This window comes from Demequina rhizosphaerae (genome assembly GCF_000971255.1).
Lineage (GTDB): Bacteria > Actinomycetota > Actinomycetes > Actinomycetales > Demequinaceae > Demequina > Demequina rhizosphaerae.
In genome coordinates this window covers 153,283-172,697 of the sequence record NZ_BBMC01000008.1, presented here as the reverse complement: position 1 = coordinate 172,697, position 19,415 = coordinate 153,283, and the positions used below count along the sequence as shown (strand labels likewise).

21 protein-coding genes and 1 tRNA gene are annotated in these 19,415 nt (G+C 71.6%); 9 read left to right on the top strand and 13 right to left on the bottom strand.

Annotated features, from left to right (window positions below):
- From AOM07_RS11920 to AOM07_RS11875, 10 genes are all read right to left on the bottom strand, one after another.
- Positions 1–510 (bottom strand): helix-turn-helix domain-containing protein (locus AOM07_RS11920; RefSeq protein WP_228374456.1); only part of this gene is annotated, 510 nt, incomplete at its 3' end.
- A gap of 295 nt (positions 511–805) precedes the next feature.
- Positions 806–3,325, bottom strand: a complete 2,520-nt coding sequence (locus tag AOM07_RS11915; RefSeq protein WP_062314053.1) for an ATP-dependent Clp protease ATP-binding subunit — start codon at positions 3,323–3,325, stop codon at positions 806–808.
- Positions 3,326–3,561: 236 nt separating this feature from the next.
- A complete protein-coding gene (gene dtd / locus AOM07_RS11910; RefSeq protein ID WP_062314052.1) occupies positions 3,562–3,987 on the bottom strand; it encodes a D-aminoacyl-tRNA deacylase in 426 nt (141 codons plus the stop codon).
- A gap of 7 nt (positions 3,988–3,994) precedes the next feature.
- Positions 3,995–4,342 carry a DUF2516 family protein gene (locus tag AOM07_RS11905; protein ID WP_062314050.1) on the bottom strand — a complete coding sequence of 116 codons (348 nt, stop codon included), beginning with the start codon at positions 4,340–4,342 and terminating at the stop codon, positions 3,995–3,997.
- 60 nt (positions 4,343–4,402) lie between these two features.
- Positions 4,403–5,539 carry a CAF17-like 4Fe-4S cluster assembly/insertion protein YgfZ gene (gene ygfZ / locus AOM07_RS11900; RefSeq protein ID WP_062314047.1) on the bottom strand — a complete coding sequence of 379 codons (1,137 nt, stop codon included), beginning with the start codon at positions 5,537–5,539 and terminating at the stop codon, positions 4,403–4,405.
- Positions 5,540–5,564: 25 nt separating this feature from the next.
- Positions 5,565–6,146 (bottom strand): heme-binding beta-barrel domain-containing protein, encoded by a 582-nt coding sequence (locus AOM07_RS11895; protein ID WP_062314045.1) that lies wholly within the window; start codon positions 6,144–6,146, stop codon positions 5,565–5,567.
- A gap of 168 nt (positions 6,147–6,314) precedes the next feature.
- Complete coding sequence (locus tag AOM07_RS11890; protein WP_062314043.1) at positions 6,315–6,671, bottom strand: DsrE family protein; 357 nt, start codon at positions 6,669–6,671, stop codon at positions 6,315–6,317.
- A 1-nt stretch (position 6,672) separates the two neighbouring features.
- Positions 6,673–7,113 carry a DUF4395 domain-containing protein gene (locus AOM07_RS11885; protein WP_062314041.1) on the bottom strand — a complete coding sequence of 147 codons (441 nt, stop codon included), beginning with the start codon at positions 7,111–7,113 and terminating at the stop codon, positions 6,673–6,675.
- 51 nt (positions 7,114–7,164) lie between these two features.
- Complete coding sequence (locus AOM07_RS15140; RefSeq protein ID WP_062314039.1) at positions 7,165–7,599, bottom strand: thioredoxin family protein; 435 nt, start codon at positions 7,597–7,599, stop codon at positions 7,165–7,167.
- Positions 7,600–7,617: 18 nt separating this feature from the next.
- Positions 7,618–8,352 carry a hypothetical protein gene (locus AOM07_RS11875; protein ID WP_062314037.1) on the bottom strand — a complete coding sequence of 245 codons (735 nt, stop codon included), beginning with the start codon at positions 8,350–8,352 and terminating at the stop codon, positions 7,618–7,620.
- 56 nt (positions 8,353–8,408) lie between these two features.
- Here AOM07_RS11875 and AOM07_RS11870 point away from each other — a divergent pair, with 56 nt between their 5' ends.
- Positions 8,409–9,113 (top strand): response regulator transcription factor, encoded by a 705-nt coding sequence (locus AOM07_RS11870; protein WP_062314035.1) that lies wholly within the window; start codon positions 8,409–8,411, stop codon positions 9,111–9,113.
- Positions 9,114–9,164: 51 nt separating this feature from the next.
- The gene (nhaA, locus tag AOM07_RS11865) at positions 9,165–10,514 is read left to right on the top strand and encodes a Na+/H+ antiporter NhaA (RefSeq protein ID WP_082101306.1); all 1,350 of its coding nucleotides are present in this window, start codon (positions 9,165–9,167) and stop codon (positions 10,512–10,514) included.
- Positions 10,515–10,602: 88 nt separating this feature from the next.
- On the opposite strand, the gene nth is transcribed toward nhaA, so the two are convergent.
- A complete protein-coding gene (nth, locus tag AOM07_RS11860; protein WP_062314033.1) occupies positions 10,603–11,304 on the bottom strand; it encodes an endonuclease III in 702 nt (233 codons plus the stop codon).
- Positions 11,305–11,401: 97 nt separating this feature from the next.
- Between nth and AOM07_RS11855 the strand changes: the two genes are divergently transcribed.
- Positions 11,402–11,806 (top strand): hypothetical protein, encoded by a 405-nt coding sequence (locus tag AOM07_RS11855; protein ID WP_062314031.1) that lies wholly within the window; start codon positions 11,402–11,404, stop codon positions 11,804–11,806.
- A gap of 1 nt (position 11,807) precedes the next feature.
- Positions 11,808–12,500 carry a Crp/Fnr family transcriptional regulator gene (locus AOM07_RS11850; protein ID WP_062314029.1) on the top strand — a complete coding sequence of 231 codons (693 nt, stop codon included), beginning with the start codon at positions 11,808–11,810 and terminating at the stop codon, positions 12,498–12,500.
- 63 nt (positions 12,501–12,563) lie between these two features.
- Here AOM07_RS11850 and AOM07_RS11845 read toward each other — a convergent pair whose 3' ends face one another.
- Together AOM07_RS11845 and sp36 are read right to left on the bottom strand one after the other, a co-directional pair.
- Positions 12,564–13,037, bottom strand: coding sequence for a RidA family protein (locus AOM07_RS11845; RefSeq protein WP_062314027.1), 474 nt, complete (start codon positions 13,035–13,037; stop codon positions 12,564–12,566).
- A gap of 2 nt (positions 13,038–13,039) precedes the next feature.
- Positions 13,040–13,198 (bottom strand): Sp36 family protein, encoded by a 159-nt coding sequence (sp36, locus tag AOM07_RS14790; protein ID WP_074789164.1) that lies wholly within the window; start codon positions 13,196–13,198, stop codon positions 13,040–13,042.
- Between the two features lie 78 nt (positions 13,199–13,276).
- On the opposite strand from sp36, the gene AOM07_RS11840 reads away from it, so the two are divergent.
- The 5 genes from AOM07_RS11840 (at position 13,277) to AOM07_RS11820 (ending at position 19,365) form a co-directional block, all read left to right on the top strand.
- Positions 13,277–15,748, top strand: coding sequence for a penicillin-binding protein (locus AOM07_RS11840; RefSeq protein ID WP_062314025.1), 2,472 nt, complete (start codon positions 13,277–13,279; stop codon positions 15,746–15,748).
- Positions 15,748–16,653: a metallophosphoesterase gene (locus tag AOM07_RS11835; RefSeq protein WP_439644924.1), complete on the top strand. Its 906-nt coding sequence runs from the start codon at positions 15,748–15,750 to the stop codon at positions 16,651–16,653. The genes AOM07_RS11840 and AOM07_RS11835 overlap by 1 nt, the downstream gene beginning before the upstream one ends.
- 78 nt (positions 16,654–16,731) lie before the next feature.
- Positions 16,732–16,805 (top strand) — tRNA-Pro (locus AOM07_RS11830).
- Between the two features lie 165 nt (positions 16,806–16,970).
- Positions 16,971–18,539: an L-lactate permease gene (locus tag AOM07_RS11825; protein ID WP_062314023.1), complete on the top strand. Its 1,569-nt coding sequence runs from the start codon at positions 16,971–16,973 to the stop codon at positions 18,537–18,539.
- 187 nt (positions 18,540–18,726) lie between these two features.
- Positions 18,727–19,365, top strand: a complete 639-nt coding sequence (locus AOM07_RS11820; RefSeq protein ID WP_062314021.1) for a hypothetical protein — start codon at positions 18,727–18,729, stop codon at positions 19,363–19,365.
- The last annotated feature ends 50 nt before the right edge of the window (positions 19,366–19,415 follow it).

Sequence of the window (19,415 nt, the reverse complement as noted above, 5' to 3'; positions counted from 1 at the left end):
CTCGTCGCTGGGATACTCGTCGATCAGAGCGTGACAGATCTGCTCCGGCGACCACTTCAGGCGCAGCTTCTCCACCACGAAGTCCCGCAACGGGCCAGGATGCGCGAGCTTCGACTCCTTGGGCCGGGTCCGGCTGGCCGCCCATGAGCGCTGCGCCGCATGAGGACGGTACAAGCGGTCGGTGCTGCGGTTGTCGATCTCGCGTTTGATGGTCGACGCCGGCCGACCCAGCTCCCGCCCGATCGCCCGCAGCGACCAGCCCTGGCGCTTCAGGTCCGCGATCGTCTCCCGGTCGACGATGGTCAGGAACCGAGGATCCAGCACCGCCTCAACAGCAGCCACGGACAGCTGGGGCGTAGCGGACGTGTAGGTCGTCATACCCGTCTTGTAGTCGATGAAGCGGCCATCGGGATAAAGGCGCGTGCCATTGGACTTCACGACGCCTCGGTCCCACTCCTCGGCGGTGCGCTCATGCGCGCCAACCCGGGCGGCAGCGACGCTGCGCCGCACCCCGGCAGCACGCAGCCGCTCATACTCGGCCCGTCCCGGATGGGGGCCCGTGCCCGGCGTTCCACGACCGCGCACACCTGCCTTCCGTGCCCATCCATACGCCGTGTTCCGGCTCACGCCAACAGCACGAGCAGCCGCCGTGATATTGCCCTCGTGCAATTCCAGCACGTCAAAGAACTGGACTCTCAACTCCTCAAACGACACGATCCCCGCAACTCCCTGAAGTCAGGGTGTTGCGGGGATCGTTAGAACCGACCCACGGGGGAGCCGGGCCTTCCGGTGACGGTCGGGCCGCCTAGTCCTTCTTGGTGTTCGAGGTGACCTCGGGGTCCTCGCCGATCGGCTCGCCCACGACCTCGTCACGGTCGATGCCCTCGAACGTGAACTCGCCGAGGATGCCCTCGCCCTGCGCGTCCACGCGGATGATCTGGCCCGAGGTGACCTCGCCGAAGAGGATCTTCTCCGACAGCGGGTCCTCGATCTCGCGCTGGAGGGCGCGGCGCAGCGGTCGCGCACCGAGGACGGGGTCGTAGCCCTTCTCCGCGAGCAGCTGCTTGGCCGCCTGCGTGAGCTCGATGCCCATGTCCTTGTCCCTCATGCGCTCGTCGAGACGGGCGACCATGAGGTCCACGATCTGGATGATCTCGGCCTGCGTGAGCTGCGGGAACACCACCACGTTGTCGACGCGGTTGAGGAACTCCGGCTTGAAGTGCTCCTTCAGCTTGCCGTTGACCAGCTTCACCATGTCCTCGTAGGTGTGGCCGCCCTCCTTGATCGCGGAGAAGCCCGTGGCCTGGCGGCGCGAGATCGCGTCCGCACCCAGGTTGGTGGTCATGATGATGATGGTGTTCTTGAAGTTGACCTCGCGACCCTGGGCATCGGTCAGCTTGCCGTCCTCGAGGATCTGGAGCAGCGAGTTGAAGATGTCCGGGTGGGCCTTCTCGACCTCGTCGAACAGCACCACGGAGAACGGCTTGCGGCGCACCTTCTCGGTGAGCTGGCCGCCCTCCTCGAAGCCGACGTAGCCGGGAGGCGCACCGAAGAGGCGGGCCACCGTGTGCTTCTCGCCGTACTCCGACATGTCGAGCGAGATCAGCGCCTCCTCGTCCCCGAAGAGGAACTCGGCGAGCGCCTTGGCGAGCTCGGTCTTACCCACACCGGTCGGGCCGGCGAAGATGAACGAGCCGCCGGGACGCTTCGGGTCCTTGAGGCCCGCACGGGTGCGGCGGATCGACTGGGACAGGACCTTGATGGCCTGCTCCTGGCCGATGATGCGCTTGTGCAGCTCCGACTCCATGTGGAGCAGGCGCGAGGACTCGTCGGACGACACGCGCGTGACGGGCACGCCGGTCGACATCGAGAGCACCTCGGCGATCAGGTCCTCGTCCACCACGGCGGCGACGTCGAGGTCGCCCGACTTCCAGGCCTCCTCCTTGCGCGAGCGCTCCTCGGAGAGGCGACGCTCCACGTCGCGGAGGTTGGCGGCCTTCTCGAAGTCCTGCTCGTCGATCGCGGACTCCTTGTCGCGGCGCACGCCCGCGATCTTGTCGTCCAGCTCCTTGAGCTCGGGCGGCGACGTCATGCGGCGGATGCGCAGGCGCGCGCCCGCCTCGTCGATGAGGTCGATCGCCTTGTCCGGCAGGAACCGGTCGGAGATGTAGCGGTCGGCCATCGTCGCGGCGGCGACGATGGCGTCGTCCGTGATGGTGACGCGGTGGAACGCCTCGTAGCGGTCGCGCAGGCCCTTGAGGATCTCGATGGCGTGCGACAGCTCCGGCTCCGGCACCTGGATGGGCTGGAAGCGGCGCTCGAGCGCGGGGTCCTTCTCGACGTGCTTGCGGTACTCGTCGAGCGTGGTCGCGCCGATGGTCTGCAGCTCGCCGCGCGCGAGCATCGGCTTGAGGATCGAGGCCGCGTCGATCGCGCCCTCGGCCGCGCCGGCACCCACGAGCGTGTGGATCTCGTCGATGAACAGGATGATGTCGCCGCGCGTGCGGATCTCCTTGAGCACCTTCTTGAGGCGCTCCTCGAAGTCACCGCGGTAGCGGGAGCCCGCGACCAGCGAGCCGAGGTCGAGCGTGTAGAGGTGCTTGTCCTTGAGCGTCTCGGGCACGTCGCCGCGCACGATCGCCTGTGCCAGGCCCTCGACCACGGCCGTCTTGCCGACGCCGGGCTCGCCGATGAGGACGGGGTTGTTCTTGGTGCGGCGCGACAGCACCTGCATCACGCGCTCCATGATGAGCTCGCGGCCCACGACGGGGTCGAGCTTGCCCTCGCGCGCGGCCTGCGTGAAGTTCCGGCCGAACTGGTCGAGCACGGTCGAGCCCGCGGGCTGACCCTCCTGGGGGCCGCCGCCGGACGTGACCGGCTCCTTGCCCTCGTAGCCCGACAGCAGCTGGATGACCTGCTGGCGCACGCCGCCGAGGTCCGCGCCCAGCTTGCCCAGCACCTGCGCCGCCACGCCCTCGCCCTCGCGGATGAGGCCCAGCAGGATGTGCTCCGTGCCGATGTAGTTGTGGCCCAGCTGCAGCGCCTCGCGCAGCGACAGCTCGAGGACCTTCTTCGCGCGCGGCGTGAAGGGGATGTGCCCGGACGGGGCGTGCGAGCCCTCGCCGATGATCTCCTGGACCTGCTCGCGGACGCCGTTGAGGGAGATGTCCATCGCCTCGAGGGCCTTCGCGGCCACGCCTTCGCCCTCGCGCACCAGGCCGAGCAGGATGTGCTCGGTACCGATGTAGTTGTGGTTGAGCATGCGCGCCTCTTCCTGCGCGAGCACCACAACACGACGGGCTCGATCGGTGAACCGTTCGAACATGTCAGCCTCCCTTGATTCGTCCGGCCGGGGCCGGGGTCGCGGCGGTCGCCCACCACGGGTGCTTCCAGGCTAACCGCGGGCCCCCGCGCCTCATGCCCGTGTTCGCCAGGGGCGTGAAGGGATTGCGGAGGGACGATGCGCGGGTCGAGGAGTACTGGATGTCCCGTGGCGCGTGCCGGTTGCGAGACGGGAGTACTGGGTGGCCCAGCCGAGGGGCGGGAGGGACGGCGGGAGGGTCAGGCCTCGACGAGGATCGTGATGGGGCCGTCGTTGACGAGCTCCACGTCCATGTGGGCGCCGAAGACGCCGGTGCCGACCGTCAGCCCGCGCTCGCGGAGCGCCGACACCACCGACTCGACCAGCGGCTCCGCCACCGGGCCGGGAGCGGCGCCGTTCCACGACGGACGCCGCCCCTTGCGGGTGTCCGCGTAGAGGGTGAACTGCGAGACCACGATGACGGGGGCGTCGACGTCGGACACGGACCTCTCGTCGGACAGGATCCGCAGCTCGGCGATCTTGCGCGCGATGGTCTGCACCTGCTCCGGCCCGTCGCCGTGGGTGACGCCCACGAGCGCGACGATGCCCTGCCGGTCGAACGAGGCCGTGACGGCGCCGTCGACAGTCACCGACGCGCGCGAGGCGCGCTGGAGGACCGCCTTCACCCGCGGCTCACCAGCCGCCGGTGGAGCGGCCGCGCTGGCCGCCGCCGGAGCCGAAGCCGCCGCCGAGCTTGGGGCGCACGTCCACGAAGTAGATGATCACCGCGACGATCGCGGCGATGCCGAGGATGCCTCCGATGCCGCCGCCGGTGCCCAGCGGCCACGGGAGCGAGATGAAGGCGACGATCGTCGCGACGCCGAGGATGACGAGCCAGATGGTCTTGGACCACTTGCCCGCCGCGGTGAAGGCCTCCTCCGGGCGGCGGAAGGCGTCGACGAGGCCCCACACGGCGCCGGCGAACGCGGCGATGGAGATGAGCAGGACGAGGGCGTTCTGAAGCCAGCCGAACAGGGACACGGGAGCCTCCTCCGAAGGATCGATCGGGCACCTACGCTAGCGCAGCGCCGAGGGACGGCCTCAGCCGGGCAGGTCCCCGCCGTCGGCGGCGCAGCCCTTGCCCATGAGCAGCCCCTTCATCGTGGGTCCCGGCTTGGGAGGGCGGTCGGCGGAGAAGCCGTCCGCGTTGACGATGAGCTCCTGCGCCGCGGCGACGGGGCCGCCGTCGGTCGGCACGGTGAGCGTCGCCGCGGGATCGGTCGAGCGCTTGAGCACGGCCAGCGCGATGGGGCCGAGCTCGTGGTGGCGCGCTACCGAGGTCACGCGGCCGGCGATCGCGCCGTCCGCGCGGTGGACGTCGACGCCGGGCTCGGGCAGCTCGTGCCCGGACCCGTCGAGGTGGAGCATGGTGAGGCGGCGCGGCGGGCGGCCCACGTTGTGGACCTTCGCGACGGTCTCCTGGCCGCGGTAGCAGCCCTTGTGCAGGTGCACCGCGGTGCGCAGCCAGTCGAGCTCGTGCGGCAGCGAGTGGTCGTCGATCTCGCGGCCCGCGCGGGGACGATGCGCGGCGATCCGGACCGCCTCCGTCGCCCAGGTGCCCACGAGGGTCCAGCCGGCGTCGACGCGCTCCTGGATCTCCTCGGACAGCCGGGCACGCGGCACGAGCACGAGCCGCCAGGGGCGCTCGGACCCGGACAGGGCCGCGGGATCGGCGGCGTAGGACGTGCCGCCGGCGGTGACGCCGGGCCACGGGTCGACCCACGTGACGGGCTCGCCCGCGGCGGCGGGGCGCGCTACGGCCTCGCCGATCGCCGCCCACTCGGCCGTCGCATCGTGCACCTCGACGCGGAGCATGAAGCGCATCCGGTCGAGGAACGCGGCGAGCGCGGGCGCGGTCTCGGAGAGGAGCCACGCGGTGGTGCCGTCGTCGACGAGGCCGGCGACGTGCTCGACACGGCCCTGGGGCGACAGGATCATGAGCTCGGCGGACTCGCCGGGGGCCAGGTCCGCGACCTGCTGCGTGCACAGCGAGTCGAGCCAGGTGAGGCGGTCGGGGCCGGTGACGGTGACGATGCCGAGGTGGGACTGGTCGGCGACGGCGCGGCCGGCCTCGAGGGCGCGCTGCTCCGCGGTGGGGTCGCCGTAGTGCCAGGCGACGCCCGCGTCGGGGCCGACGCCCACGACGGCGCCGTGTCGGTCGAGGAGGGGGGAGGTCATGTCGGGTGAACGCGCGGGAGCGCCGTCAGGATTCCGGGTCGGGCGCGATGGTGTCCGCGTCCTCGGGCACCTCGGGTCCCTCGACGCGCGACAGGCGGCCGCTCGCGTACGACCGGAGCTCCTGGCCGAAGGCCTTGAGGTCCCACGCCCACATGAGCTCGCCGCCGACGTTGCCGTACATGCGGGTCGCGGCGCGCACGTCGGGGCCGGACTCGGTGGCGGCGGCGAAGCGGCTCGCGAGGTCGATGCGGCCGTTGCCGACCGCGCCGAAGAACGCGGTGAGGAGGCCGGAGGCGTCCGCGAGGACCACCTCGAGCGGGTGCTGGTTCTCGCCGAGCTGGACGCCCTCGGGGGCGGTCGGCGCGACGCGCCAGAAGCCGGACTCGACGGACCACACCTGGCCCTCCTCGCCGTCGGGGCCCATCAGCGTGATGGTCGCCGTGTAGGTGAGGTACGGGCCGCCGTCGTGGTCGAACACCACGCGCTGACGGAAGTCCGCGGTCTCGATGCCGGGGTACTCGAGGACGCCGTGGCCCTCCCACGTGCCCACCACCCATGCGAGCGGGTAGAGCTCGGGGGCCAGGTCGGACGGGATGACGAACGTCACCGCTTCGGGCCCTTCACGAGGCGGAACGCGACGACGCCCGCGATCCAGGTCGTCGCGGCGAACGCGAGGACGGCGAGCACGGTGAAGGTGACCTCGAGTGCAGTCATGCGCCGAGTCTATGCCGGGACCGAGGTCCCGTTCCACGCCCCGCCCGGACGATGCGCGGGCTCAGTACACGAGCGCGGTCGCCTCGGGTGCGGTGGCCTCCGCGACGAAGGCCGCGGCCCCCGCGATGCGCGCGCCTGGCACCAGCTCCTCCTCGGTGATCTCGCGGCGGGCCGCGCACTGCGCGCACACCGTGAGGGTCCCCGCGGCGAGGACGGCGTCGCGCAGCTGGGACAGCGGCGGGGAGTGGGGGATCACCACGTCGTCCGCGCCGAGCAGCGCCTGCAGGGTCGCGTCGCCCGTGAGCCACAGGCTCACGTCGAGACCCGAGGCGGCTCCGGTGGCGGCGACGGTGAACGCCTGCATGAGCGTCTCGACCCGCTCCGTGCCGCACGTGACCTTGACGACGAGCGTGGCCATGTCAGGCGGCGGTGCGGGTCGTGGCGCGCTTGAACAGCAGGTAGATCTCGCAGCCCAGGCACAGGTCGAAGACGCTGTTGAGGAACGAGGCGAACGTCACGAAGCCCGTGAAGATGAAGAAGCCCGCGTCGAGGTCGAGCAGGCCGGACGCCACCGCGAGGGTGCAGAACGTGAGGCCCATCTGCTGCGCGAAGCGCGGCGGCCGGAAGGACTCCGTCTCGGTCGGCGGGTCGAGGCGCGGGCGCACCGCCTTGCGGAACACCCAGCCCTGCAGCGTGGCCTGCGGGCCGATGATCGCACCGGGCAGGAAGAGCACGAGCAGCACGGCCATGATCGCGATGCCCGCGGCGTTGGCGCCGACGAGCAGCGCCGACACCGAGAACGCGAGCTGCCAGAACGCGCTGAACCGGGGTCCGCGCGGGTCGATCTGAATGTCCTTCATGGGGGCTCCCTCCCTCATGGTGGAGTCTACGGCCACCGTCCGTCGGTCCCGCTAGATCGTGTAGTCGGTGCCGGTGCGCGGCACGGCGGCGAGCGCGTCGCGCGCCTGCTGCTCGGAGGGCGCCCCGGAGATGCGCGACACGACGACGCCGTCGCCGTCGAGCAGCAGGATCGTCGGGGTGCGCATGATCTCGAGCTCGCGCGCGAGCTCGAGCCGTTCGGCGGCGTCGATCTCGATGTGCGCGACCCGCGGGTCCTCCTCGGCGATGCGGCGGAGGAGCTGGGCCGTCGGCGGGCACTTGGCGCACATGGGCGTCGAGAACTGCACGAAGGTCGCGTGGTAGCCGCGCTTGGCCCCGAGGGTCGCCGAGGACAGCGCGCCCGCGCGCTCGACCTCGCGGGCGACGCCTTGGCGGCGCTTCCACCACAGGGCGATCGCGGTGCTCACGACGAGCAGCGCGATGACGATGATGACGCGGAGCAGCACGGGGACCTCCGGTAGACCTCAGCCGACGAGCAGTCGTCCGCCAATGTAGACGAGCGCGCCCGCTCCGAGAACAGGGGCGACGGCCGAGGAGATTCCCGGAAGCCATCCGTTGAGCTTCGGCTCGCGGCGGCGGAGCTCCTGGAGCAGCGTGACGATCGCGCCGCAGAGCAGGCCCACGCTGCCGCCGGCCCACCACGGCAGCTCGGGGAACAGCGCGCCCGTGCCGATGCCGGACAGGGTGCCCAGCGTGAGCGCGAGGATCGAGTTGACGCCCGAGCTGCGGGTCATCACCGACACGATCGCCGACACGGCGAGCGCGACGCCGCCGGTGACGACGAGGTCCTCGGCGCCGTGCGTGCGCGACGCCGCCACCCAGGCGGCGCCGGACGCCACGACGATCGCACCGGCGCACGTCGCCGCCACCGAGGTGACGGCGCGGCCGCGCGAGCTCGGCCAGAAGATCTCGGACACGAGCGCGGCGATCACCATGAGCGCGACGGCGACCACCATGTGGCGCAGGTGCGGCGCGTTCCGACCGACGAGCACGGCGACGAGCGCGAGCACGCCGCCGCCGATGAGGATGACCGAGGCGGTGCGGCGCCGCGAGGCGCGCAGGAGCACGGGCCAGCCCATCGCGAGGAGCACCGTGAGGCCGAGGACCACGACCGCGAGATAGCGGGTCCCGAGGAAGCCGCCGACGGCGACGAGGGCGGCCGCGGCGGCGCTGATGGTCGCCCTGGTCGTGGGAAGCATGGGCGTTAGTGTCTCAGACCCGGCCCCGCTAGAGTGAAGCGCAATCGGAGGTGGCGATGGCAGACCTGCTCGTGCTCACACCGTCAGGAGACGGTGCGGCCGACGTCCTTCCTGCGCTCGCGCTCCTCTCGCATCGGACCCGTGTGGTCGCGCCCGAGCCGTCCGCGATGCTCGACGCCATGGACGCCGACGTCCTCGTCGTCGACGCCCGCACGGACCTCGTCGAGGCGCGCAACAACTGCAACCTCGTCCAGGTCACCGGCGTCGCGGTGCCGCTCCTGCTCGTCCTGCGCGAGGGCGGCATGTCGATCGTCAACGCGGACTGGGGTGCCGCGGACGTGGTGCTCGCGGACGCGTCCCCGGCCGAGGTCGAGGCCCGCATCCGGCTGCTCATCGGCCGCGCGAACGCCGCGGACCCGCTCGACCGCGTCGCGGAGTTCTCCTCCGGCGACCTCACCGTCGACGTGGGCGGCTACACGGCCCGCCTCAAGGGCGTGCCGCTCGACCTCACCTACAAGGAGTTCGAGCTCCTCAAGTACCTCATGCAGCACCCCGGCCGCGTCTACACGCGCGACCAGCTGCTCCAGGAGGTGTGGGGCTTCGACTACTACGGCGGCACCCGCACCGTCGACGTCCACGTGCGCCGCCTGCGCGCGAAGCTGGGCGCCGAGCACGAGCAGCTCATCGGCACCGTGCGCAACGTGGGCTACCGCTTCGATCCGCCCCAGCCGCAGCGCTCGGGCGTACAGGAGAGCGTCTAGCCGCACGGATAGGATTGGGCGCGTTCCCGCAGATTCCCGTTCAGGAGCGTCATGACGTCCAAGCCCGCCTCCCGCCTCTTCTCACGGCTCACGCCGTCGACCGAGCGCACGCTCGTCGATGTGCTGCGGACGGAGCGGGCCGGCGGCATCCTGCTGCTCATCGGCACGGTGGCGGCGCTGATCTTCGCGAACACCGGCCTGCAGGGCTTCTACGAGAACCTCAGCGAGTACACGATCGGTCCGCACTCGCTGCACCTCGACCTCTCGATCGCCGACTGGGCCAAGGACGGCCTGCTCGCGATCTTCTTCTTCGTCGTCGGCCTCGAGCTCAAGCGCGAGATCGTGGCGGGCGAGCTGCGCAAGCCCTCGACCGCGATCGTCCCGATCGTCGCCGCGGTGGGCGGCATGGCCGTCCCGGCGCTGCTCTACGTGGTGTTCAACCTGGGCGCCGACGGCTCGCTGCAGGGTTGGGCCGTCCCGACCGCGACCGACATCGCGTTCGCGATCGCGGTGCTCGCGATCGTCGGCAAGTGGCTGCCGAACGCCCTGCGCGCGTTCCTGCTCACCCTCGCGGTGGTGGACGACCTGCTCGCGATCATCATCATCGCGGTGTTCTTCACGTCGGACCTCAACTTCCTGTGGCTCGGCGCGGCGGTCGTCTGCATCATCGCCTTCGGCCTGCTCATCCGGAAGGGCTGGGCCAGCCCGTTCCTGCTCTTCCCGATCGCCTTCGCGGCGTGGGCGTTCATGCACGCGTCGGGCATCCACGCCACCATCGCGGGCGTCGCGCTCGGCATGATGGTCCCGGCGGTGGCCCGCCAGGGCGAGCGCACGTCGCTCGCGGAGCACTGGGAGCACGTGTGGCGCCCGGTCTCGGCCGCGGTCGCGGTGCCGATCTTCGCCTTCTTCGCCGCCGGCGTCACCATCGACGCGGACGCGGTCTCGGAGCTCGTGTCGAGCCCCGTCGCCCACGGCGTCATCGCGGGCCTCGTCATCGGCAAACCGCTCGGCATCGTCCTCGCGACGTGGCTGGTCGCGACCTTCACGCGCGCCCAGCTGGACCGCGGCCTGTCGTGGCTCGACGTCACCGGCATGGGCATGCTCGCGGGCATCGGCTTCACGGTGTCGCTGCTCATCGGCGACCTCGCCTTCGGCGGGGAGAACGCGGAGGTCGTCAAGCTCTCCGTGCTCACGGCGTCCGTGCTGGCCGCGGTGCTCGGCGCCGCGCTGCTGGGCGCCCGCGACCGGTTCTACCGCAAGCTCTACGAGCGCCGCTCGACCCCGGTGCCGCTGCCGGCGAACCGCATGGCCAAGCCGCACGAGCTGGGCAGGTCCGTCGGCGTCGACCCCGACGAGGTCGGCATCGAGGAGGCGCCGGAGGACCTCGAGAAGGGGCACTGAGCCCCTCCGCCCCGCCCGGGTGCGGCCGCGCCCGAGCCACGCATCGTCCCCTCCCCGTCACGCCGCGGGGAGCCGAGCGACGCGCGCGCTAGCCGCCCCGGACCTTCGCGCCGGGCGCGGTCGGGCACAGCGCCGCGATCTCGCAGCTGCCGCAGTCGGGCTTGCGCGCCATGCAGCGCCGGCGCCCGTGGAAGATCACGCGGTGCGACCACAGCGTCCACTCGCGTCGCTCGATGAGGGCCATGAGGTCGCGCTCGACCACCACGGGGTCCTCGTTCACGGTGAGCCCCAGGCGCCGCGCGAGGCGCCCCATGTGCGTGTCGACGGTGATGCCGGGCACGTCGAACGCGTTGCCCAGCACCACGTTGGCGGTCTTGCGCCCCACGCCGCGCAGGGTGACGAGGTCGCGCTGGCGGCCAGGCACCTCGCCGTCGTAGCGCTCGACGAGGTCGCGGCTGAGCCCGAGCAGCGACTCCGCCTTCGCGCGGAAGAAGCCGGTCGGGCGGATGAGCGCCTCGAGGTCGTCGCGGTCGGCGGCGGCCATGGCGCGCGCGTCGGGGTAGCGGGCGAACAGCGCGGGCGTGACCTGGTTGACGCGGACGTCGGTGCACTGTGCGCTCAGCACGGTCGCGACGAGCAGCTCGAAGGGGTCGCGGTAGTCGAGCTCGCAGTGCGCATCGGGGTAGACCTCGGCGAGCACCCGGTTGACCGCGCGGGCCCGCCGCACGAGCGCCACGGGGGGCGTCTCCTGGGTGGACGATGCGACGGTCAGGGGGGTGCGGCCGGCCATGAGCGACACCCTAGCGATCGCTCAAGCGCCCCGCCCTCGCCGCCGATAGACGGAGGGACAGGCGCACGGGGTGCGCGAGGCGCGAGGGGAGGTGCGAGTGACGACAGCGATCGCTGCGGACGCCATCGCCGAGCTTCGGCAGCGTCGCAGGGACATGCGCCGCGAGCTGGCCCGCGTCCGCTGGTGGCGCCGCCTGGTCCACGCCCGCCGCGACCTGGCCCTCGCGCTGCTCGCGCAGCCCGAGCCTCACTCGTCCGCCGGGCTCGACCTCTCGTGGGAGGCGCTGGCCGCCGGCGCGCCCACCTCGACCGAGCTGGCCGCCGCCGTGTGGCCCGACGCGGAGGACTTCTCCGCGGGTACGCTCGCAGAGCTCGACACTTTGGACGCGCGGCTCGGTGAGTACGAGTCCCGTGTGGCCGCCACCCTTGATAATGTGACGGCCCAGATGGTCCGTGCGCTCGCGCACGCGCACCGTGCGGAGTCGGCGACGAAGGAGGGTTGACATGCCCGAGGCGGCCCGCGAGGAGCAGCTGCTCCGGTCGTCGCCGCTGTTCGGCGGCATGGACGCCGTCACCGCGCGCTCCCTCATCTCCCAGATGCGGCGCCGCGAGCTGGCGCGCGGGGAGAACATCTTCGTCGAGGGGGACGACGGCCACGCGCTCTACGTCGTGGTCAAGGGCAAGGTCAAGCTCGCCCGCACCGCGCGCGACGGCCGCGAGAACCTGCTCGCGCTCGTGGGCGTGGGCGACATGCTCGGCGAGCTCTCCGTCTTCGACCCGGGCCCGCGCCTGTCGCGCGCGCACACGGTCGAGGACACGATCGTCTACGAGCTTCCCAAGCAGGTGCTCGACGTGTGGCTCGACGACCACCTCGAGATGTCGCGCCACATGCTGCGCGCCCTCGCGCAGCGCATCCGCCGCCAGTCGAACACGATGGCGGACCTGGTCTTCTCGGACGTGCCCGGCCGTGTCGCCAAGGCGATCCTCGACCTCGGCCACCGCTTCGGCCGCATGGAGCGCGGCCACGTGACCGTCCGGCACGGGCTCACGCAGGAGGAGCTCGCGCAGCTCGTGGGCGCGTCGCGCGAGACCGTCAACAAGGCGCTCGCGGACTTCGCGTCGCGCGGCTGGATCGACGTGCACATCGGCGCCGTCGAGGTCTACGAGCCCGAGCGCCTGCGCGCCCGCTCGCGCTGATCCCCCGCCACCGGAGCGGCGGGGGACGATGCGCGGCCCGGGAGGCCGCGCATCGTCCGGTCGCTAGAGGGACCGCAGGGCGACGGTGATCTCCACCTCGACCGGCGCGCCGAGCGGCAGCGCCGCGACGCCGACGGCGGAGCGCGCGTGACGGCCGGCTTCGCCGAACACCTCGACCATGAGGCTCGAGGCGCCGTTGAGGACGGCGGGCTGGGCGGTGAAGCCCGGTGCGGAGGCGACGAAGCCGGTGACCTTGACCACCGACTCGATGCTGTCGAGGCCGCCGGCGGCCTGCGCCGCCGCGGCGAGCGCGTTGAGGGCGCACTGACGCGCGCACTCGACGGCGCGCTCGGGCGTCACGTCGCCCGCGCGCTGGCCGACGACGCCGACCGCGAGCAGGTCGCCGTCCGCGAGCGGCAGCTGGCCGGACGTGTGGACGAGGTCGCCGTGGCGGCGGGCGGGGACGTAGGTGCCGACGGGCGTCGCCACCTCGGGCAGCTCGAGGCCGAGCGCGGCGAGGCGCTGGCTCGCGGACACCTCTACTTCTCCCCGGTGGGGCGCTTGAGGTAGGCGACGAGGCCGCCGGTCGGGCCGGTCACGACCTGGACGAGCTCCCAGCCGTCCTCGCCCCACTGGTCGAGGATCTGCTTGGTGACGTGGTCGATGAGCGGTACGGTCGCGTATTCCCAGGTGGTCATGTCGCCGAGCCTAGTCCGGGACGGCCGCCCCGGGAGGGCCTGGGCCGGGCTCTCAGGAGCCTCCCTTACCATTGCTCCATGCCTCGGTCCTCCTCGCGCCCCCGCACGAAGGTGACGTTCGTCCAGCTGCTCACCGCGCTGTCCCTGTTCGTCGCCCTGTCGATCATGGGCGGCTTCCTGGTCGCCGGCCTCGCTCTACCTGCGGTGACGGTGGCCGGCTCGGCGGCGAGCGGGTCGGCCGAGCTGTTCGAGGAGCTGCCGGAGGAGCTGTCCGCGGTGACCCTGCCGCAGCAGTCCAACATCTACGACCGCACCGGCAAGCACCTGCTCGCGACGTTCTACGAGCAGAACCGCGTCGTGGTGCCGCTCGAGGACATCTCGCCGTGGCTGCAGAACGCGGTGGTGTCGATCGAGGACAAGCGCTTCTGGCTCCACCACGGCGTCGACGGCGAGGGCCTGCTCCGCGCGGCCTACGTCAACCTCACGTCGCCCGACTCGCCCGGCGCCTCGACGCTGACGCAGCAGCTGGTGAAGAACACCCTGCTCCAGAAGGCGATCCTGTCCGACGACGAGGACGCCCAGGACGCCGCGACCGAGGTGTCGCTGTCGCGCAAGATCCGCGAGTGGCGCCTCGCCCTCGCGCTCGAGGAGAACCTCGACCGCGAGTACGGCGTCGAGTGCGACGAGACCAACCCCAAGGTCGACTGCGGCAAGGAGCAGGTGCTCGAGCAGTACCTCAACATCGCGCAGTTCGGCGCGAACACGTACGGCGCCGAGGCCGCGTCGCAGCTGTACTTCTCGAAGTCCGCGAAGAACCTCAACGCGATCGAGGCCGCGACCATCGCCGGCATCACGCAGAACCCGTCGAAGTGGGACCCGATCCGCTACCCGGAGAACGCTAAGGCCCGCCGCGACACCGTGCTGTTCCAGATGTACCAGCAGGAGTTCCTCACCGCAGAGGAGTACGACGAGTACAGCTCGACCCCGGTCGAGGAGACGCTCAAGGTCTCGAACCCCAAGTTCTCGTGCGTGGCCGCCCAGGACGCGCCGTTCTTCTGCGACTACGTGACGAAGATCATCCGCCGCGACGACGTCTTCAACCAGGAGGGCGCGGAGCTCACCGGCGCGGAGCTGCTGAGCCGCGGTGGCCTGGACGTCATCACGACGCTCGACCTCAAGAAGCAGAAGGCCGCGAACCAGGCGCTCGAGGACGCCCTGCCCGCCGACGACCCGAGCGGCTGGGCGATGGCGCTCGTGTCGCTCGACCCGGACACCGGCCAGATCGTCGCGATGGCGCAGTCGAAGACGTTCGACCCGTCCGCCGAGGAGGACGGCTCGACCGCGATCAACTACTCCGTCGACCGCGAGTGGGGCGGCTCCCGAGGCTTCTCCCCGGGCTCGACGTTCAAGCCGATCATCCTCACCGAGTGGCTCGACAGCGGGCACTCGCTCATGCAGAACGTGAGCGGCGCCCAGAAGGCGTACTCGGGCACCTCGTGGAAGGCGTCGTGCCTGGGCAACCCGAACTTCTACTACGGCACCTGGTCGCCGGGCAACGTCGAGAACGCCTTCACGTACACGCAGACCGTGCTCAAGGCGACCGCGAACTCGGTCAACACCGCGTACGTCAACATGGCGAACCAGCTCGACCTGTGCGACATCCGCGACACCGCGGAGAAGCTCGGCTTCCAGCGCGCGGACGGCAACGAGATCGAGGTGGTCCCGTCGATTGCGCTGGGCACCCAGAACGCGTCGCCGCTCACCATGGCGCAGGTGGCGCAGGTGTTCGCGAACGAGGGTGTGCGCTGCGACCCGATCGCGCTGCTGTCCGTCACCGACGCCAACGGCAAGGAGCTCGACGTGCCGCCGCAGAATTGCGAGCGGGTCATCGACAAGGAGATCGCCGACGGCGTCGTGTACGCGATGCAGGAGGTCATGAAGAGCGGCTCCGGCAAGTACGTGAACCTGGCCGACGGCCGTGCCGCGGCCGGCAAGACCGGTACCGCGAACAACAACACCCACACGTGGTTCATGGGCTACACGCCGAACCTCGTCGCGACGGTGTGGCTGGGCAACCCGAACGAGGACGAGCCGGGCCAGGGCATCACGCTCAACGGCACCTACTACTCCTACCTGTACGGCTCCTCGCTCGCGGCGCCCACATGGAAGGCGTACATGGACGTCGCGACGGCGGACCTGCCGGCCGACGGCTTCGACGACGCCGGCAGCGACGTGCTCTACGGCAAGCCCGTGCCGGTGCCCTCGATCATCGGCATGACGCCGGAGGAGGCCAGCGGCGTCGTCTCGGCGGCCGGCTTCCGCCTCGCGGACTCGGGCTCGGAGGTCTACTCGACCGAGTACGCGCCGGGCACGATCGTGTCGCAGTCGCCGAGCGCCTACTACAAGCAGGTCCCCGGGTCCACGGTGAGCTACTCGGTCGCGACCGACAAGGCGCCCAAGTCCGAGGACTCGTCGGACAACAACAACGACAAGAACAACCGGGACAACAACAACAACGACGGCAACAACAACCGCGGACGGGGCAACTGATCGTGGCGCGGCGCGCGGCGGTCGCGCTGGCCGCGGCGGCAGGCGCCGCCCTCGCCTGGTCCCTCGTCGAGGCGCGCGCGTACGCGCTGCGCCGCGTCGAGGTGCCGATCCTGCCCGCGGGCAGCCGTCCGCTGCGGCTCCTGCATCTGTCCGACCTCCACCTCACGCCGTCCCAGCACGGCAAGGTCGCATGGCTGCGCAGGCTCGCGCAGGAGCCGGTCGACGCCGTCATCACCACGGGCGACAACCTGGCGCACCCGGGCGCCGTGCCCACGGTGCTCGAGGCGCTCGAGCCGCTGCTGTCGAAGCCGGGCGCGTTCGTGTTCGGCTCGAACGACTACCACGGGCCGCTCCCGAAGAACCCGCTCGCGTACTTCGCGGGGCCGTCCAGCCTCCAGGAGCGCCAGGCGCAGCTTCCCACCGAGGATCTGCGCGCCGGGCTCGCCGCGGGCGGCTGGGTGGACCTCAACAACACGCGCGGCTCCGTCGCGGCGGCGGGGTCCGTCCTCGACCTCGTGGGCGTCGACGACCCTCACATCGGCCGCGACGTCATGCCCGCGCCGGCGGAGCGGGTCGCGGACGCCTCGGTCCGCATCGGCGTCGCGCACGCCCCGTACACGCGCGTGCTCGACGAGATGGCGGCGGACGGCGCGGAGCTCATCCTCGCCGGCCACACGCATGGCGGACAGGTGTGCGTGCCGTTCTACGGCGCGCTCGTCACCAACTGCGACCTCGACACGAGCCGCGCGAGCGGCCTCCACGGCTGGCCGGGCGTGCGCCCGGACTCGGGCGGCGCGGGGTCCTACGTCCACGTCTCCGCAGGCCTGGGCACGTCGCCCTACACGCCGATCCGCTTCGCGTGCCGGCCCGAGGCGACGATCCTCACGCTCGTGCCGCGGGCCTGAGCGCCGCCCGGCGGGAGCCGGCGAGGGCCGATTTCGTGTTTCGGCCCCGAGTCCGATATTCTTAGCGGGCTCAAAAACCGGGGTGTGGCGCAGCTTGGTAGCGCGCCTCGTTCGGGACGAGGAGGCCGCAGGTTCAAATCCTGTCACCCCGACGGTTGAGAGAAGGGCCGGATCCGCGAGGATCCGGCCCTTCTTGCGTCTCCAGGGACGATGCGGCCGTGCGGGCCCGTTTGCGGGCCTCCGGCGCCGACCGCGCCGGGGAGGCCGTCTCGCGCTAGCGTGAACCAGGGACGTTGTCGGCGACGGGAGGGTCGTTGATGGACACGCTGCTGGCGGCGCTGCCGATCGCGGTGGTGCTCGTGCTGATGATCGGGCTCAAGTGGTCGGCGATCTGGGCGGGGGTCTCCGCCGCGGTCGTGGCGGTCGTCATCGCGCTCACGACCTTCTCCTTCGGCACCGGCGAGGCCTTCGGCCAGGTCGAGGGGGTGACGGGGGTCGTCGCGAGCGCGGCCTGGACCGCGATGACCGTCATGCTCATCATCGGTCCCGCGCTCGGGATCCATCACCTGCAGCAGAAGACCGGCGCGACCGCGGCGATCGAGGCGGGTCTCGCGCGGATCACCCCCGACCCCCGTGTCGCGGCGCTGCTCATCGCGTGGTTCTTCACCCTGCTCATCGAGGGCGCTGCGGGTTTCGGGACCCCCGTGGCACTGTCCGCCCCATTCCTCGTGGCGGCCGGGTTCAAGCCGGTCACCGCGGTGGTCGCCGCGATGGCCGGCAACGTCGCCGCCGTGCCGTTCGGGGCTGTCGGCACGCCGACGCTCGCGCAGGCGCAGATCGTGGACTACGCGCCCGTCGACCTCTCGTGGGCGGTCTCCCCGTACATGGTGGTGTCGGGTGCGGTGCTCGCGATCGTCGTCGCGAGGCTCGTCGGCACGCTCATCCCCACCGCCGGACCGCCGTGGAAGTGGATGGCGGTCGCGTACGTCGCGTTCTTCGCGCCCTACCTGCTCATCGCGCGCTTCGTGGGCCCCGAGCTGCCGTCCCTGCTGGGGTCGATCGTGGGCGCGGGAGCCTTCATCGCGATCGTGCGCGCCGTGGTGATGAAGCGTGCCCGCGCGCACGCGCTGCTGAGCGGGCCGGAGGAGCAGGCCGAACGCGACGTGGAGCACGCCGCCGACGAGGTCGAGGCAAGCGAGGCGCATCACATGGGGCTGCTGGCGGCGACGGCGCCGTACGCGATCCTGGTGGCGCTGGTGCTGCTCACCCGGCTGGTGCCGCCGGTGAAGGACGCTTCCCAGTCGTGGAACGTCACGTGGAGCCTGTTCGACGGGAGCTTCGGGGACGGGATCCAGCCGTTCTACCACCCCGGCCCGCTGCTGCTCGTGTCGTTCCTGGGCGGGGCCCTGTGGCAGCGCGCGACGCGCGCCGAGGTCGGGGGAGCCTTCTCCGTCGCGACCCGGCAGGTGATCCCCGTCTTCGCCGCGCTGGTCGCGATGGTGACGGTCGCCTACACGATGTCCGACTCGGGCATGACGACGCAGCTCGCCGTCTCCGCGGCGGGCGCGGGCGCGGCGTGGCCGCTGCTGTCGCCGTTCGTCGGCGCGCTCGGCACGTTCATGACCGGATCGGCGACGTCGTCCAACATCCTCTTCACGGACTTCCAGGACCTCACCGCCGCCGAGGCCGGGCTGTCGCCGCTGCCGCTGATCGGCGCGCAGGGGGCGGGCGCCGCCATCGGCAACATGATCTGCCCGCACAACATCATCGCCGCGGCGGCGACCGTGGGCCTGGCCGGCCGCGAGGGCGAGCTCCTCAAGGGCACGCTGCCGCCCGCGCTGATCACGCTCGTCATCACCGGGGGCATGGCGCTGCTGCTCGCGTAGGGGCGGCGCGCCTCGCCGCCGAGAGGTGGTCGGCCGGAGTCAGGGCCACGAGGGGCAGCACAACCTCCGGGCGCCCCGGCCTGTTCTCGGGGCACGGACGCGAGGACGACCGCGCTGACCGCGATCCGCGAGCGTCGCTACCGGAGGCGGCACCCGCCGGGAGGCCCGTGGCCGGAGGGAGAAGATCATGACACGCAGCATCGCGGCGCGAGCCGCGCTGACGGCGGCGGCCGGGCTTGGTCTCGCAGCGGCGCTCGCCGCGCCGGCCGGCGCCGACGGCGACCGACGCGCCTACTCGACCGACTACCCGGTCGAGCTCTTCTACGACAACCAGGTCACGGGGGGAGTGGAGGACTACGTGGCGTTCGTCGGATGGACGGCGGCGGACTTCTGCGAGTACCCGGACAACGACCGCCCGGTGGCCACGATGAGGGTGAAGCCGACACGCGACGGCGGCGATCGGTACGCGCTCACCACACGTGTGCATGCGGAGGTCTACGAGTACACGGGCGGCGGGGTCTTCGACTTCGGGGACGAGTTCTGCGCCTCGGGCCTCCCCGAGCCCTACGCCACCGGCACCGGCGTGCTCCGCGTGCGCGGCACGTCGGAGTACGAGTCGGGCTTCACGGTCGGACCCGAGGACTGGTACATCGACGCCTTCGACGCGCCGCCGCCGGGACAGGTCGACAGGTCGGAGCGGAACTGGTTCCGCGGATCCCTCCGGACGTCGGACGGGACGCGGGTCCAGGTGGCGACGTATGCGGAGGTGCCCACCTTCTACGGCATGCCCGCGGACGTCTCGATCGACGTCTGGGGCGGCAGGTAGGTCGGCGCCCGAGCGGCCCGGACGACGAAGGCCGGTCTCCCCCACGGGGA